Genomic DNA, 15,343 nt, shown 5'->3' with positions numbered 1-15,343 from the left:
CGACCAAATACTGTATTGTGGGGTCGACGGGTTCCGTCTTCTGAGCACAATCGATTGTCATCTTCGCCCTAAACGCGGGAATTCACCTCCCATGACCCGCGCAACATAAGCTATCGCGCCGTGCTTTTTGATTGTTGCGGAGTCGCAGCTATCGCAGCAAGCGGTGTGGTGGGTTGTCGGCGTACGTGTTCCAAAAACCCATTCGAGGACCGCTCTGCAAGGCTCGTTTTGTGCCGTCCCTCACTATCGCCGAAATAGTTGCGGATCGAATTACGAAAACAAGAAGTCGAGCGGAGCATCCCGGCCACTTGATCGATGTTCCGGGTCCGCTGCTCCAGCATGACCGCTCTTTGGTGTTCATCCCCCGGTGCACTCGAGACAGTCATCTCGGCCATGAATTTGAGGCGTCCCGTGTCACCTCGGCCCGTACCGTCGTGGAACATGACCGAGACCGACGGCTTCCTATCCCTTCCGGCGCGGCCAAACTCCTGCAACAGGTCTTCAACAGATGCTGATTGTTGCCAGTGCACCACCAGCCGCACGTTAGGAACGTCGAGGCCCATGCCAAAGGCGTTGGTGCAGACAATCTGATCGACTACTGGGCGGCTCTGCCCCAAGAAGCGCTTCACGAGTTCCTGCCGCTCCCATGCGGTTCCCAGCTTGGAATGATAGAATGGGATGTCCAACCCCATCGCCGACAAAGTAGTCCGCAGTTCGTCACCCACTTTCACCGTAGGGACGAAAATCATAGCCTTCTGCCCCTTCAACTGGGGCAGCGCCAGCATGGATGCTATTTCCTGCGCCCGCTGTTCAGATCGGCAATGCCGTCGCAACATCGCGATGTTTGGCCTATCCACATCGCGGACGAACACCTTTGCGTCCGGGATGCCAAGCGAGCCGAGAATCCTGTCCTGCATTTCCTTTCCAGCGGTAGCTGTGAAAGCCAAGACTGGGGGCGCACCGAGCTTTTCCCGAACCTCGCGCAAGCGCCCGTACTCGGGGCGAAAGTCCTCACCCCAGCGGTCAACGCAATGGGCCTCGTCTATGATCAAAAAGGACGGTTCGCTCCGCTTAAGCTGGTTGCGCTCGGCGTCGCTACGAACAAAAAACCGCTCCGGCGCTACATAGAGGAGCTTTATGGCCTTGAGGCCAAGCAGAGAAAAGCGGGTCTCCTTCTCTTCGCGGCTGAGATCACTGTTGATGAACGTTGCCGGTATTTTCTTGGCCAGAAGGTCGGACACCTGTTCGGACATCAGCGCCTTCAAGGGAGAAACAACAATGGCGACTCCACGCCTCAGCACCGCGGGAAGCTGAAAACATAGGGTTTTGCCGGAACCTGTAGGACTGACGACTAACACGGATTTTCCCGAAAGTGCCGCCAATATGATCGGCAACTGACCGTGACGAAACCGCTGCAGCCCAAACAGGCGTAGTGCAGGTCCGAAGTTACCTGTGGCTTCGGTCACCACTCCTTCGCGGTCCAGCCATCTCGCGAGCCTCACGGCCCATCTCTCAATCGCCCGTCTTGCCAATCCACCAGCCAGGTTTGGGTGATGGCGAGCGTGACAGCCGTCGCAGAGCGTGACCAAGTTCGACATTTCGTCGGTTCCGCCCATCGAGCGAGGGAGCAAATGGTGGACGTCCGCATCCGCCGACTTGAGCCTGATGCCGCAAGACACACAGCAATAGCCGTCGCGTTGCAAAACATTTTGCCGAATTGTGGACCAGCTACTTGATGGTACGTTCAGATCAAACTTCCCCGATTGAGGTTAGCGGCTGGCAGGCTCCCTCGAAGGCACCTAAAATCTACGCGGAATAATGAGGGGCTTCCGTTAAAACCGGGTGTAGGAAACAGTTGACACGTTTAGCCGAGACCAGCCACGTGGACGCTATAAGGCTTTAACCTCGGTCACAGCCCGGCCTCAGCTGGATCAACGTGAGTTGAACGCAACCGGCATCGACGGTCCCGCTAACAGAGCGGCAGCTGGGTCGCCTGCTCAGCGGTAGACTGCTGTTGCTATTCTGTAGCTAGGCGACTTTTTGGCAGGCATTTCAGGATGGACAGAAACGCAAATTAGCGTTGCAAAACAAAATGGTGGGCGATGACGGGCTCGAACCGCCGACATCTTCGGTGTAAACGAACCACGCTTCCACAATCATATCTTCTTCCGACGCTCAGAATGGTGCTCACCATAGCCTGACGCGTCGGGTGGGCATCAAATCACGGGCCACCAAAAAGGTTCGGGATGCCTCGTGGATGCCGCTACGTCCTACCTTGGTATCGTTGAGCGCGTCGAGCGGATAGATACCTAGTTTCGCGATCTCCGCAGCCATGGTTTTGAGGGTGACCTCACCGTAAGTGTCGGCAACCGTCCTAGCTGCCTGACCCTGGATTGCGTCTAGGATGCGGGGAGGGATACCGGCTTCCATGCCAACTGTTTTGAAGCGATGACGCCAGCCATGATTCGGCGCCACGTACGGATCTGACACAAAGGTCCTGCCGAACTCGGCGTGCCGGTTTTCAAGCCGCGCAAAGCCCCCCGGAACATTTTCCGACGACTAAGAGCCCGATAGGGCCGTCGGTATTTCGGTTCATTTTGACGAACGTCACAATGTTACAAACTGCCGTATAAGTTGTTGAAATCATTATAGTGACTTAGAGTTCAATCCTCTCTCGCAGCATCCGATCTTCCCGTTGCAATCGCGGAGCTTCTTGGTGGGTTGGATTCCAAAGTCTACCCAGCATACGTCAGGCCGACGGCGAAGCGGGTCTTTGTCAGCAAGGACGCGCCGTTCCTGAGCGACACGCGGCCGATCGCGACCGGCTTTGCCGCCCCGTCGAGCCCCCGGAACATAATACCCCAGCAGCACGCTATGGAGTTACGCCCAGGGCGCGTAGGCTCTTATTCGCCGCGACATATTCGATGAAATCGCGGGGGCAGTCGCGCACGGCTAGCCGGTAAAGTCGCGAGGCCTTATCGGCATGGCCCTTGAGCTGGTGGAACTCCGCGGCGTAAAAATGGCCCCACATAGATTTCCGCGTTTTCTGCTTGGGACCGGATCGTCGGCCGCGGCGAGTGCTGCTTCGGGCGTCTGCTCGCCAAGGAACATGCGAACCAGCGGCGCCGGCCATCTGGTCATGTCCAACTTGCTAGCCGTCTGGCGCAAATGGCTGGCACCACCGCCACGCCGCTCGGCCAGATCGCATCATAGGCATTGCCGGGTGCAAGCGCTGCCGCCGTGGTAAGATCCGCTTGCGCCTTGGCCGGTTCGCGATCGTAGAAGTAGTAGATTCCCCTGCTTCCATAAGGGTTGACATAGGTCGGATCGAGCGTGATCGCCTGGCTGTAGTCGGCGACGGCGCGCTCTGCATCACCCTTTGCGCCCCAGGAAATGGCCCCGTTGTTGTAAGCGTAGGGGTGTTGGGGATTGAGGCTGATCGTCTCGTCGAAATCGGCGATGGCGCGGTCGAATTCGCCCATCCTGTTGAAGACGAAGCCGCGGTTGTTGTAGGCTTGGAAATATGCCGGATCGAACTCGATGGCGTGGCTGTAGTCGGTGATGGCGCGAGTGTCGTCGCCCTTGCGAGCCCAGGCGCGGCCTCTGTTGTAGTAGGCCTCGGCTTTTCCTGGATCGAGCTCGATCGCCCGATCGAAGTCACCGATGGCGCTGTCGTTCTCGCCCTTGTCGAGCCAAGCCATTTCTGTCCGCGCTCGTTGTAGGCATCGGTGTCGTCCGGATCGAGAGCGATGGCGTTGTCATAGTCTGCAATAGCCCGGTCATCGTCACCGCTGTCAGTCCAGGCGATTGCCCGGCCGTGGTAGGCGTTGGCGCGACTGCCCGGGCTTCGCGTCCTGTCCTCGATGATCCGCGTGCAGGCGGCGATCCGCTGTGAGCCTGCAGCGGCGCCACCGCGTCAAACAAATTCTGGTTCTGCGCAAGGCATCGCCGCGAAGAAAATGGGTTGATAAATATCGAATTGAGCTGATCGCGAGGTGTGGGCTTGCTCGCGCTCGATACCGCACAGCCAAAGTGGGCCTGGACCAGGGTCGAATCAGAATTGAGGTTTGACAATTTTGGAGAAAATCCAACAGGATCAATGGACGGTTCCGATAGGGTTTGACATTCCAAGCCGTTGATATCCCGGAGGTATTCTAAGACCTGCCGAACCGGGACGAATCAATGCCAAGCCTACAGGGTAGGCTCGACAACGACATTTTTGCTGACCGTGCGGTCCTGAAAGTGGTGTTGTTTCGGCGAGACGCTAGTGCATCAAGCCTGCCGATCGCAGGGCCTCCTCTATGACTTTCCGTAGCCCCGCGGCCGAGTTGGGCTTCTGAGAAAGCGGGATGTTTGCACGTTTCTCAGAGCGAGGGACATTGGGAACCCCAACCTTGGGCATCGAGAAAGCGCGTGCGAAACTGGCCCCGAGCGCCTCACTGTTGGCTCTTGCCGGCTTGACCTTCGCATCTCGCTTTACACACGGCTTCGCTACCCCCCAGAAGCGCGCGATATGCCGGGTAGAGGAGATACCGATGTCAACCATGAACGGTCCCCGAACTCCCAGCGCGGCGTCGCCGGCCGTATCAAGTGGTGTACCGTGGCCCATTCCGGCGATGCGATATTCCTCGATCAGCTCCTGCCCTTTGGCATTGCACCAGACATGCCGCGAATGACCATCCACCTTTTCTGACCGGGTAGAACGTGCATCGAGCCCGTGAATGGCCCGCCATTGCTCGACGATCGCATCAGCGTTGGAAGATGCTACGGTTTGATCGGTGGAGCCGTGCCAGACGGATATCGAAGGCCAAGGACCTTGGTGCGGCGAGGCATCGCGCAGGGCTTTCTGTAATTGCCGTTCCGAGGGCATGCCATGACCGCGCATGCGGTCGAAGGCCTCCGGGATGGTCTTTGCGCTCCCATACGGCAGGCCGGCGATGATCGCGCCGCCAGCGAAGATCTCCGGGTAGCAAGCGAGCATCACCGATGTCATGGCGCCTCCGGCGGAAAGGCCGGTTATAAAGATACGCTTACGGTCGAGGCCATATTCGACGACAACCGCCTCTATCATCTGCCGGATGGAAAGAGCCTCTCCGCCGTTGCGCCTTGTGTCTCTGGGCACGAACCAGTTGAAGCACAGGTTGGGATTGTTGGCGCGTTGTTGCTCGGGAAACAGCAGCGCAAAACCTTCCTGATCGGCCAGTTGCGACCAGCCGGAACCCTGGTCGTAGCCTGCTGCGGTCTGCGTGCAGCCATGCAGCACTACGACGAGAGGCGCCGCTTCAGGCAAACCATTCGGAATATAGATCCTCGCCCGCAAGGCGCCCGGATTGGACCCGAAATCCGTCAGATCCGACAACCGGTCGCGGCCTTGGCCAGTGATTTGAAAACCCTGTCCGGCGCGGAATGCCGCAAGGCGGGTGATGGTGTCGGAGATTTTTCGCAAATCAGTATTCCTTGTGGTCGGCCGCTAAGATTGCCACGACGCTGCGCATAACGCACATGCAGCAATATCGTTGCTGCACTGCACAATAACAAGTTTCATTTGAACTGTTGCGGAGCCCCTCCACGTCACCTCCCGCTCCAAACGGGCTGGCGTCGGGACAGCGGCAGTGTAGGTGATTATCGTATTCGACAAGGACAGGTCTCCTCACCCTCGCGCATGTGGTATCTGGAGCAGCAATCAAGTGCCCGGAGCATGAGCTTGAAGGACGGAACCCCACTGCACATGGCCTACCGGCAGCAGTACCGAAAGCATCCCTACGCGCGGCATCTAACGGACGCGGAACTGAAGAAACGTACCCGCGACCTGATCATGAACCTACTGCGAGTGACCCCAGACGCGAAGATCGGGGTCTTCTCCGTCGATCAGAGTTTCGGACCGATCTGGGAGAAGTTCACCCACATGCTGGAAGAGATGAAGATGCGGAATTGGCCACGCTTGCCTCCCGATCTTATTCGCTCCGAGCCTTTCCCCGATTTCGCTTCTGAACTGGCCAAGTTGGCGGCGAAGCGAATAACGGCCTTAAACCTGAAGCGAGGCGACGTATTTATAAGATTGGGCAGGCAAACGCATATGGCGGACCTGCACAGGTTAGGCCGATTGCGTATCCAACCCGCAAGCTACCTCTCTGAGCCTACACTCAATCAGGCCGTCCGCGACGACGAACTGTCTCTTTTCTTTTCCGCTGCGGTTGTGCGCGACGATACTGGGAGACTGGTTCCCTATTCATTGCGAACTGGGAACGGCAAGGAGGGACGCCTTGATGTTCGGTTCGATACGCGATCAGACTACTATTTGTATTGCGTGACCGCGTCGGTAGAGCCGCGCTTGGTGGTCGATTTTGGCGCTGAAGCATGCGTTGTCATTCGCAACAAGGATGCTTTCCGCGACCGCCTGCAGCGGGCAATGGTTGCACAACATCCGAAGCTGGAGATGCACGAAGGACCAGTCATCTATATCGACCCCGTTCTACCAGCTGCCGCCCACCCGTTCGTTCCGCTCAGCAAATACTTTGGCTACGCTTACCAGGACGAGTATCGCTTCTGCTGGCTCCCTCGATCCCAGGTGCCTCGGCTGAGCCACATAGACCTAGAAATCGGCAGCCTTGAGGACATTTCTGAGCTTGTCTCTTTGGAGTAGCGCGAAGCTACCGAGCCACCAACCCGGCGGATTCTTGAGAGCTTCAACGATCCCTCGTCAAGGCAGGAGCGAGTAGCTGGCCCGGTGGTGGGAATTTATCCTTGGCCCAGAGGCGAGCGATTTACAGCCCGTCTCTCCAACGCCTCGGCAGACGTGGTTATGGCGAACCCCGCCATTTCGACTATACGTAGGTGACGTGCACGGGGACGGTTGGTGATGGCGGCAAAAGGCTTCTGGAAGTTTATCTCTCAGAATTGGGAGCGTGTTGTCTTCTCGACGGTGGGCCTTGCCCTAGTCGGTTACTCGTTGCGTTTGGTGTACCTCGATCAAATTGCAAACGCGAGCATCGTCTTTGGCTTAGGCTTTTTGAGTTTCATCTATGCCAATGTTTCCCGCTTCAAACGGTTCAAGGGCCTGGGCTTCGAGGCTGAGCTTTGGGAGGACAAGCAGAAAGAGGCGGCTGACCTAATCGAGCGGCTAAAAAATGTCGTCGCCATTTACACGCGAGAAGTGATCGTTGGCCGAGTAAAGGCTGGGCGTTGGGGTGGCGGGGTCGATTGGAAATCACATTGGCAGCTGTATGGCGATCTTGTTACCCAGCATACCGTCCTCGGGCAGAAGATCGACTTCTCTGGCGTAAAGAAAGTAATGGACGACTACTTCCTGTTCGACATGTCTACGCCTCTCATCGGAGACGTCCGCAAGCAGGTGGACGCTGGGAAGGCGAAGGCAATGCGCAAGATAAACGAGGAGTTTGGCAGCCCGGTGAAGGATGTGGACGGCTATCACAAAAGGATAGCAGCCCATCATGAAATTGTGGGACAGGTGGACGAGCCGTTCGAAATTTCCACGAAGCGCAATCTGGCAGGTCATGTGCTCACTGTGTGGCAGGATGCAAAGGCTCGCCTAAAGCGCGAATTCGATGTGGAGGTGGAGCTTGAGCCGGACAAGCTGGAGCGCCTGCAAAGGATTTCAGCGCTCTATGAGAGCCGACCAGTACAGGTCACTGACGAACTGATCGAATGGGTCGCCCTGCGAGATTAGTAGGATGTCAGTACCGCAACACCATGAGCACTAGCGGCTCGGTTGCCAGAAAATGAATATGGCCAGAATGCAATGATACAAAGACTGACTTCTGAAGAGTTAGGTCGTCATGGTGAAAATCTGTTCCCGCCCCTTTGTCCAGGGCTGGCTGTTAATAAGGTCGATCAAGACCTTACCGGTTGGGACTATCGGATAGAGCTTACGAACAAGTATCTCGATAACTCAACTTATGCTGACAAGAGACCTTCACTACCGGCGTTCAATTTTCAAGTCAAATCGATGTGGGCAACCGCTAAGAAGTTCTCAGCTCCGCTCTTATCGATGGAGCGGTTGGCAAAGGCGACCGATCCTTCGTTTGTATTTGTGATACGATTTAAGCCTGACCTGTCAATTTGCGATACGTTCCTTGTCCACCTTGGAGGCGCTCCACTAGACCAAGTTCTGAAAAGGCTGACGAAGGAAAGTAGCGGTGGACGCCCTGTTACCAACAGGCAAACGATTACGTTTACAAAGAACGCCGATTGGCAGCCAATCTCGTACGAGCCTAACACTAATAAGATGCTCCAGTGCGTTCAGAAAATGTGCAAGGGGTACGCGGCGCGTCAAGATTACTACGAGACTAAGCGCTTGCAGCTAAAGTCTGCCGGTTATGACGGAAGCCCTATAACTCTCAAGATGTCTATTCAAGCTGCGAGTGAGGAGGAAATGGTCGAGGGCTTTCTCGGGCTCAGGCCACTTCGGGTGACCAAACTTGCAAGTTTTGAGAAGCGGTTTGGTATCGAGAGGCCGCACCAGTTTCAATTTTCAGGTATCGGTGAGCTGTCAATCACACCAACTGACAAGCCAGATTGTAAGATGATTTTCCGTCGCGGCAGAAATGGTCTTCCAGTCGTTAGATTAGGAACTGCTGTAATTCCGCCATTCGTACCGTCCACACTCCAAAAGATGCGATTTGTCGTCGCGTCACCGCCGGTCTCCCTTGATGTCAGCCTTGCTGGCACTTTTGCAATAACGGTCGCAGATTTGCAGAGCGAAAAGAGGCCCGTAGGCTGGTGGATCGAGGTTTATCAAATTCTTAATATGATGGCTGAGGATTTCTATCTCGAACTCTACTCGCCAGATGGCAAGAAGGTATTCAGCTCCAATCTGGAAACAGGGGCCAAAATTGAACGGGACGATGCTGAGCACTTCGCGGCAGTTTCGCGGGCGTTGGAACGAATAGAGCGTATCACGAGTAGGGTTGGCGTTACCAACGCCCAGCTCACCTTAGTGGACATACAGGCGGCTGATATTGGCGTGCAGGCCGTGCTGTCGCTGATTGATGAGATCGGGAAGTCCTTCCAAGCCAAGCTCGACGCGAAGAAAGCGTCCGTCGAGGATCTGATTGGAATGCCGAAACCGGGGATCATGGTCCAGACCATCCGGGTCGGTGATACGAAACTCATGTACTGTGTAGTTGCTGCGATGACTTTGGCCTACGAGGAGCCCGGCGAAACCGTTCTGCGAGCAGTCACCAGCCAGCACGGTTATCTCGAAGCAGGCAACAGCATGACTTTGAGCGAGTTCGCCCAACAATGCAGCAAGGAAGTTGGCGCGGTCTATCGGATCATAGGCGGGGAGGATGCAACTGACGCGCTTGGGGCTGAACCCTCGCCCCTACTTCGCGAAAGGCGACCCGGCACGTTTCTAACTCGAGATAATCCTTGCTAATCAGAGCCTAAAAATCGAAGGGGGAGTTCACAATGATAACCATTGTGCCTCGAAATACTGCGGTTGCACGAAGTGACCGCTCTAAATTGGCGCTCACAAAGGATGAAGTCGTCCAGATCGTCTGCGAGCGGCTGGAGGCGGACGGCTTCACCATCGTCAGTCGATGCACGACCAAGCAGAAGGGGATCGACGTGATAGCCGACAATCGGGCTGGGACTGTGTGGCACATCGAAGCAAAAGGCGGGCGTAGCGGACGCGAGGGATCGAACAGGCACGGAATGAACTTTACCTCCGTCCAGACAATTGACCGCGTGATGAAGGGGTTTTTCACGGCGGCGGCGATGGCCGAGGCCGATCAACGCAATGGCGCTCGCATAGGATTTGCGATCCCGCGCTCGTCGGTCGCCGAGGCATATATGGGCAAGGTTCGGGCGGCGCTCGCGGCGCTGGGGATTCACCTCCGGTCCCGGTCCCCACCACGCACGAGAACGCCGTCCATATCCAGTAAGTGGGCGATTTCCATCGTTGTCTCCGATGCTTGATAGGGGAAACACCTGTGATCCGGGAGGCATAGATGCAAAGGCGGTCCGCCTTGAAAAGTCATCCAAATTCGCCCGTCGTAAAAATAGGATGCTTCGACTTGCAAAAAGGCGAGACAGAGGTGTCAGCGCGCGCACCGGCGACGAGCTATGTCAGATAGCGGACTCATGCCGCGTAGATCCGGCCCACCCCGACACATGTGTAAGAAGCGACCGCGATGCGAGAAGCGGATGATGCCGTTGGCCGCGTCGGCGTAATAAGCGAATCCCAGTGTGTCGACTCAGGACGCAAGCCCTACTTGTCACGGCTTCTAGGTAGCCTTGCGGGTGTAAGACTTGGATGTGATAGGATCTTGAGAAATAAACTGAGAGGAGGGGCTTGTGGGACGTTTCAGAATACAAGACGGAGCAGCACCCGCTACAGCAATTACCCTGGATGCGGTAGGACCAGCGCTCACTGTACTGGCAGGGCGGGTGGTTACGCTTGACGCTGGATCGACCATTCATCGCGCCGGCTACGTTTGCATAAAGGGCAACTCGATTGCCGCAGTCGTTGGTGACAAAACTGGAATTCCGGCAGAATTCGCAGCCGTAACGCCAGTAGACATGAAGGGGACCATCTACCCGGGCCTCATCGAACTGCACAATCATCTCGGTTACAACATGCTGCCGCTCTGGGAGGTCCCTCAGCGATATTCAAACCGTAACGTCTGGCGGAACGATTTCGCCCGCTATTTGCCAGAGGTGAGCTGGCCGGCAACGGTCCTGGGCAAGAACACCGACCTGGACTACCAGCGCGCGATAGTGCGTTATGTCGAGTGCCGCTCGCTCTTTGGCGGCGTGACTACGGCGCAGGGTCTCTCGGGTAATGGAGAATACTACAAAGGCCTTGTGCGCAATGTCGAAGCGCCGTTGGACGCCGCATGGCCGAAGGCGGAAGGACAAACGCTCGACTACCGCGCTGATGAGATTGAAACTGCTTTATTGCCGAAGCTGCAACAGCCCCGGCCGTTTTTCTATCACCTCAGCGAAGGTACAGATGACGATGCCCTTCAGCGTTTCCTGGACCTTGATTGCGGCGCCAAAGGATGGGCAATCAATGGGAATCTCATTCCGATCCACTGCGTGGCGCTTCGCCCCGAGCATCTGCAACGCCTCACCGCGGCGGCTGGCATGGTCTGGTCGCCGCTGAGCAACTTCCTGCTTTACGGCCAGACTGCTGATGTTGCTACGGCCAAAAAGCTTGGCATCCCGATCGCACTCGGCTCGGACTGGGGACCAAGTGGCAGCAAGAATCTACTCGGTGAGTTGAAAGTGGCGCAGATTGTCAGTGACGAACACGCCGGGCTGTTTTCCGACGAAGACCTCGTGCGAATGGTCACTACCATGCCAGCCAAAATGCTGGGCTGGGACGGGTATCTGGGCTCGATCGAGGCAGGCAAACGCGCAGATCTTTTAGTGCTGGCAGATACCGTCGAGCATCCGTATTCGCAGCTTGTCAACGCGCATGAAAATCAGATCCTGGCGGTTGTCATCGACGGACGTCCGCGGATCGGCCGCCAGGGCCTTCTTGAGTTCGCGCCGGATCAGCAAGAGACGGTGCACATCGGCGGCTGGCGATACGCCCTCGATCTGGCCGAGGACAGCGGCCAGACGCTGGGCGGTCTGTCGCTTGCCTCGGCTATCGCGAAGCTGACCTACGGTCTACAAGATCTTCCGGAACTCGCCCGCGACTATGTTCGCCAGACTGCTTTCCTTGTCGCGCGCTCGGATGAAAAAGCGCTGTTCACAGAGACGCTCGACCTTGACCACTGGGGCCTCGATCTTGAATTCGAGCCACAGCTCACGACGCTTCGCGCAGCCATGGAAAGAGCGCCGGAAATTGATCCGACGCTCATCAAGCGACTTGAATTACCGCCCCTTACCGAAATTGACGACGCGTCGTTTCGCCAGCGTCTGCGCGCGAATGTGAATCTGCCTGAGTTTGTGCGGCGCGGTCTCTGAATTGCAGGCTGCCGAGACCACACTGGCCGCATGCGGGATTGCCTGCAGCATGAAATAGCCAGCGCCGCCGTCGGTATCCAATAACCAACAACCAAAACCCCTGCGCCATCAGGTGACCGGCTTTGCCTGCTCTCGCCCGCATCTCAAAAGACGGACGACAGCGCGGCGCTCTGAGCTCGGAGGCCCAGACACAAGCAAATTAAATAGATCTGCAATTTCTTCGTGATCGAATGAGCAGACCTCGGGTGCATGCAAATCCAATTCCAAATTGGACGCGAGGATAAGGAGGAGCCGATGGGCACCCGGCTGCACTCGAGACAGCCCGAGAGGACGCTTCGCGCGGCCGAGACCCCCATCGTAGACGGCTTGCCGAACTTTCCTGGCATTCTCGCCGCGATGATGATTTCGCCAGATTTGGCGAGGCCACTGCGGTCACTTGCCGATACACTTTTAGTCAAGCCATTTCCAGGCTCATCGCTGACGAGATCCGAACGTGAATTGATCGCAACCGGGGTATCCGCCGGCAATGCCTGTTTCTATTGCATGGACACACACGCTGCATTCGCAGAAGCGCTGCTGCAGCGTGAGGGCGTTGGCGCGGACCGGTCGCGCGTTTTGGCCGATGACGTAAAGGCGGGACGGTTGACAGCGTTGCCCGACAAGCTGCGACGCCTCATGCGCATCGCCTTGATTGTCAAAGACAGTGGTCGAAAGCTTGCAGAGCGCCACGTCGCCGCTGCCCGCTCTTCTGGCGCCAGCAATGCCGATATCCAGCTAACAATTCTGATCGCATCAGCGTTCTGCATGTACAACCGAATGGTTGACGGGTTTCGTGCGCGTACGCCGTCAGATCCCGCTGCATTCCTAGATCGCGCCCAGCAGATCGCGAGCTATGGGTATTCGGATTCACGTGTCACTGCCGTTCCAACTGCAGCGTGAAACGTCGCGGCTCAGTCTGATCTTCTGCTCACGTAATAATTTCTGGGAAATTTGACCGATCCGTGATTTTATGGTGAGCGAACTCTGCATTATTGACAGACAGCCAAGTAATATTGCGGCCGGTCCGAAGCGGCGAACGGCGCGAGCGAGTCCCTATGGTTTGGGGGGTGGATCGTGTTGCAGGTCAATCTATTGGGTTCATTTGCTATCACGGTGGATGGTAGGCGGATTCACTCTGACCTTGGGCCCTCAGGGCAGAGGATGGCTGCATTCCTGTTTGCCTTTTCGGGGAAGCTTCATCGTCGGGAACGGATCGCTGATCTTTTCTGGCCGGAGATGAACACCGAGAGGTCGCGAGCCGCGTTGAACTCAGCGCTGTGGCGCCTGAGGAAGATTCTGGGCCAGGAGCCGAGCAGCAACGGTGGCAGAAATCTTCGATCGATCGGGGACGACGTGGTGCTGGACGAGGAGCCCTGGCTATACGTGGACTCAAGCGCCGTCACTGCGCTGGCAAAAAAGGTGGCAATCGGATCAGATTCTCAAGAGGTGGCCACGCTCGCGGCGGTCAGGGCGGCAATCGAATTGTACCAGGGGCCATTTTTGGATGGCGAAGAAGATGCCCTGTTTGTGGAGGAGCGCGAGAGAGTTCATACATGTTTCGTCACGCTCGCTCGCAATGCGCTGGTCCAATATATCAGGCAGAGAGATTACGCCGACGCGATCGCGGTATGCCGCAAGGTCCTGTCATTTGATCCTTTCCGCGAATTCTTCGTTCGAAATATGCTTGGACTGCTGTGCCTGGATGAGCAGCGAGCCGAAGCAGCCGTGTTCTTCGACCGGTGGCAGAAAGTTCTTCGAGCAGAGATCGGCGTTGGGCCGATGCCTGAAACGGCCCGGCTATTTCAACTCGTCCGCCAATGCGACAACCACGATGATATAGAGTCGATCCGGCAAGCACTGTGCCTGGAGAAGCGAGGCGCGCTGAATTCGCATTCGCTATAAGCGATGGTATTCGCTTCCATTGCTTGATTTTGGCGAAGGCGTGCTCGATCGGGTTGAGGTCTGGCGAGCATGCAGCCGGGTTCCAAACTGCTGTCCAAAATTCGGGCCGTGGCGCCGGCGAACCAGCCACACAGATGCGCCGCGAACCGCAGCAAATCTTCATCCACGGGTCTTGGGATCTTCGCTCTTAAGTAATTTTGGACCCGAGACCAGTGGCAGACCACAAAACCGGTCCGCGGGGATCACTTTGGCCAGGGCGTTCCGCGTGCGCTCATATTCCATGATGCCGAGCATTGCGAAGGGCATCGGCAGAAGGTTCATGGCAAAATGCCAGGTCACCCTGAATCCTACCGCGAAATCCCGACTGCCGATAGCACCCGCCGCGCCGAAGAGGGTGCTCATGCCTATGGGTTTTCCGACAAAGAAGGCGCTGGTCGTGAGCATGATGTGCTCATAGAGATGGAAGCTCTCGATGTATAAAGCCCAACGAACCCATTTGGACGGCAAGCAAACGTAGAGGCACACAAGTCCTGTCAGAAAAATGCCGTTGCCTATCAGATGCAGCACTTCCATCCCAAGCATCGTACGCCGCTCGGTATCGCCGGCAGGCGCTACAACGAGACCGATCTCCTGAACGAGGTCCATGGCCCACGGAGACATCCAAGGAGTGTCACGGCCACAAACGTTCGACCAGTCGCCAAGAACCCAGACACCAAACTGGAACGCATGCTCTGCGAAATGCCCAGTCTGGAAAATCAGGCCAAGAGCGGCGACCACTCCAAATGCAAACTTGAAATTCCACGCTTCGGGAGTTTGAGACACATCTGAAGTGGCCATCTCGAGTTCCTTGGGTCGCATCGTCGCCTAGTCGTCCAAGGCTCAAGACCTACGTCGTGGCGCTAGCGCAAAAATTACTAGACGCTCACGAAATACTGCGGTCTCTGAGAGAGCAGCCGCTTTGTTGCGGCGCGGGTTGGCGTCTCTGTCCCATCGGTGTGAGGTGGTCGCAGCGTTACTGGATAAACGGGCAGCGCTCGCGCCGGAAGATGGGGTGGCCATCGGCGCAGAATCTGGGCGCGAACCCGCAGACCGGCTCTGCACGTTGGTGAAAATCGCGAGCGTCACCCGTCGTGAGGCATTCGTGAGATTTCCCTGAGAAGCGCCGCGCCCTTTTTCGACTTCGCCGCAACAGATTGATGAGAGTGCAAACACCACTTCACGAAATACTCCGTCAATCGAAGGAGCCTGGTCGTGGAAAAAAAGGCCAAGTCGGGCGAGCCGGACAAGGTGTTCGTACTCCGCTTCTGGGGAGAACCAGGAGGTCAACCGGCTACCTGGCAGGGAGAGGTCAAGGAACTGGGCGCAAGCAGGCGGTCTGACAGGCGGTTCAAAGTCTCAGGCCTGGCGGCCGCATGCAAGGTCATCGCTGAGCAACTGAAAAAATCGATCATGAGGGAATGAC

At 56.8% G+C, this 15,343-nt stretch carries 13 protein-coding genes and 2 pseudogenes; 8 read left to right on the top strand and 7 right to left on the bottom strand.

The window, feature by feature from the left end; translation table 11 throughout:
• Positions 1-110 precede the first annotated feature (110 nt).
• The 6 genes and pseudogenes from AC0L14_RS28770 to AC0L14_RS28745 form a co-directional block, all read right to left on the bottom strand.
• Positions 111-1,466 (bottom strand): RecQ family ATP-dependent DNA helicase, encoded by a 1,356-nt coding sequence (locus tag AC0L14_RS28770; protein WP_473751557.1) that lies wholly within the window; start codon positions 1,464-1,466, stop codon positions 111-113.
• A 144-nt stretch (positions 1,467-1,610) separates the two neighbouring features.
• Positions 1,611-1,679: pseudogene (locus tag AC0L14_RS28765) on the bottom strand (hypothetical protein); the annotation flags it as partial.
• Positions 1,680-2,187: 508 nt separating this feature from the next.
• The gene (locus AC0L14_RS28760) at positions 2,188-2,475 is read right to left on the bottom strand and encodes a hypothetical protein (protein ID WP_473751533.1); all 288 of its coding nucleotides are present in this window, start codon (positions 2,473-2,475) and stop codon (positions 2,188-2,190) included.
• Positions 2,476-3,137: 662 nt separating this feature from the next.
• A complete protein-coding gene (locus tag AC0L14_RS28755) occupies positions 3,138-3,701 on the bottom strand; it encodes a tetratricopeptide repeat protein (RefSeq protein ID WP_473751531.1) in 564 nt (187 codons plus the stop codon).
• Positions 3,702-3,715: 14 nt separating this feature from the next.
• Positions 3,716-3,808: pseudogene (locus AC0L14_RS28750) on the bottom strand (tetratricopeptide repeat protein); the annotation flags it as partial.
• 456 nt (positions 3,809-4,264) lie between these two features.
• Positions 4,265-5,446 (bottom strand): extracellular catalytic domain type 1 short-chain-length polyhydroxyalkanoate depolymerase, encoded by a 1,182-nt coding sequence (locus AC0L14_RS28745; RefSeq protein ID WP_473751530.1) that lies wholly within the window; start codon positions 5,444-5,446, stop codon positions 4,265-4,267.
• A gap of 258 nt (positions 5,447-5,704) precedes the next feature.
• On the opposite strand from AC0L14_RS28745, the gene AC0L14_RS28740 reads away from it, so the two are divergent.
• From AC0L14_RS28740 to AC0L14_RS28710, 7 genes are all read left to right on the top strand, one after another.
• Complete coding sequence (locus tag AC0L14_RS28740) at positions 5,705-6,643, top strand: hypothetical protein (protein ID WP_473751529.1); 939 nt, start codon at positions 5,705-5,707, stop codon at positions 6,641-6,643.
• 216 nt (positions 6,644-6,859) lie between these two features.
• Positions 6,860-7,687 (top strand): hypothetical protein, encoded by an 828-nt coding sequence (locus AC0L14_RS28735; protein ID WP_473751527.1) that lies wholly within the window; start codon positions 6,860-6,862, stop codon positions 7,685-7,687.
• A 42-nt stretch (positions 7,688-7,729) separates the two neighbouring features.
• Positions 7,730-9,397: a hypothetical protein gene (locus AC0L14_RS28730; RefSeq protein WP_473751525.1), complete on the top strand. Its 1,668-nt coding sequence runs from the start codon at positions 7,730-7,732 to the stop codon at positions 9,395-9,397.
• 32 nt (positions 9,398-9,429) lie between these two features.
• Positions 9,430-9,939, top strand: coding sequence for a hypothetical protein (locus AC0L14_RS28725; protein WP_473751524.1), 510 nt, complete (start codon positions 9,430-9,432; stop codon positions 9,937-9,939).
• A gap of 378 nt (positions 9,940-10,317) precedes the next feature.
• Positions 10,318-11,940, top strand: coding sequence for an amidohydrolase family protein (locus AC0L14_RS28720; protein ID WP_473751523.1), 1,623 nt, complete (start codon positions 10,318-10,320; stop codon positions 11,938-11,940).
• A gap of 294 nt (positions 11,941-12,234) precedes the next feature.
• Positions 12,235-12,879: a carboxymuconolactone decarboxylase family protein gene (locus AC0L14_RS28715; RefSeq protein WP_473751522.1), complete on the top strand. Its 645-nt coding sequence runs from the start codon at positions 12,235-12,237 to the stop codon at positions 12,877-12,879.
• Positions 12,880-13,140: 261 nt separating this feature from the next.
• The gene (locus AC0L14_RS28710) at positions 13,141-13,881 is read left to right on the top strand and encodes an AfsR/SARP family transcriptional regulator (protein ID WP_473751521.1); all 741 of its coding nucleotides are present in this window, start codon (positions 13,141-13,143) and stop codon (positions 13,879-13,881) included.
• Positions 13,882-14,040: 159 nt separating this feature from the next.
• Here the strand turns inward: AC0L14_RS28710 and AC0L14_RS28705 are convergent, their stop codons facing one another.
• Positions 14,041-14,718: a DUF6008 family protein gene (locus AC0L14_RS28705; RefSeq protein ID WP_473751520.1), complete on the bottom strand. Its 678-nt coding sequence runs from the start codon at positions 14,716-14,718 to the stop codon at positions 14,041-14,043.
• Positions 14,719-15,132: 414 nt separating this feature from the next.
• Here AC0L14_RS28705 and AC0L14_RS28700 point away from each other — a divergent pair, with 414 nt between their 5' ends.
• Positions 15,133-15,342 (top strand): hypothetical protein, encoded by a 210-nt coding sequence (locus tag AC0L14_RS28700; RefSeq protein ID WP_473751519.1) that lies wholly within the window; start codon positions 15,133-15,135, stop codon positions 15,340-15,342.
• Position 15,343: the final 1 nt, after the last annotated feature.

The sequence above is a fragment of the Mesorhizobium sp. WSM4841 genome (assembly GCF_055811515.1).
Note: the sequence above shows the minus strand (reverse complement) of the source record. Positions and strands in the feature narration are given on the sequence as shown.

Bases quoted from the DNA above. Each gene is read 5' to 3' on its own strand.
- AC0L14_RS28755 (WP_473751531.1), bottom strand. From the start codon at position 3,701: ATGGCTTGGCTCGACAAGGGCGAGAACGACAGCGCCATCGGTGACTTC.
- AC0L14_RS28735 (WP_473751527.1), top strand. From the start codon at position 6,860: ATGGCGGCAAAAGGCTTCTGGAAGTTTATCTCTCAGAATTGGGAGCGT.
- AC0L14_RS28725 (WP_473751524.1), top strand. From the start codon at position 9,430: ATGATAACCATTGTGCCTCGAAATACTGCGGTTGCACGAAGTGACCGC.
- AC0L14_RS28715 (WP_473751522.1), top strand. From the start codon at position 12,235: ATGGGCACCCGGCTGCACTCGAGACAGCCCGAGAGGACGCTTCGCGCG.
- AC0L14_RS28710 (WP_473751521.1), top strand. From the start codon at position 13,141: ATGGCTGCATTCCTGTTTGCCTTTTCGGGGAAGCTTCATCGTCGGGAA.
- AC0L14_RS28705 (WP_473751520.1), bottom strand. From the start codon at position 14,718: ATGGCCACTTCAGATGTGTCTCAAACTCCCGAAGCGTGGAATTTCAAG.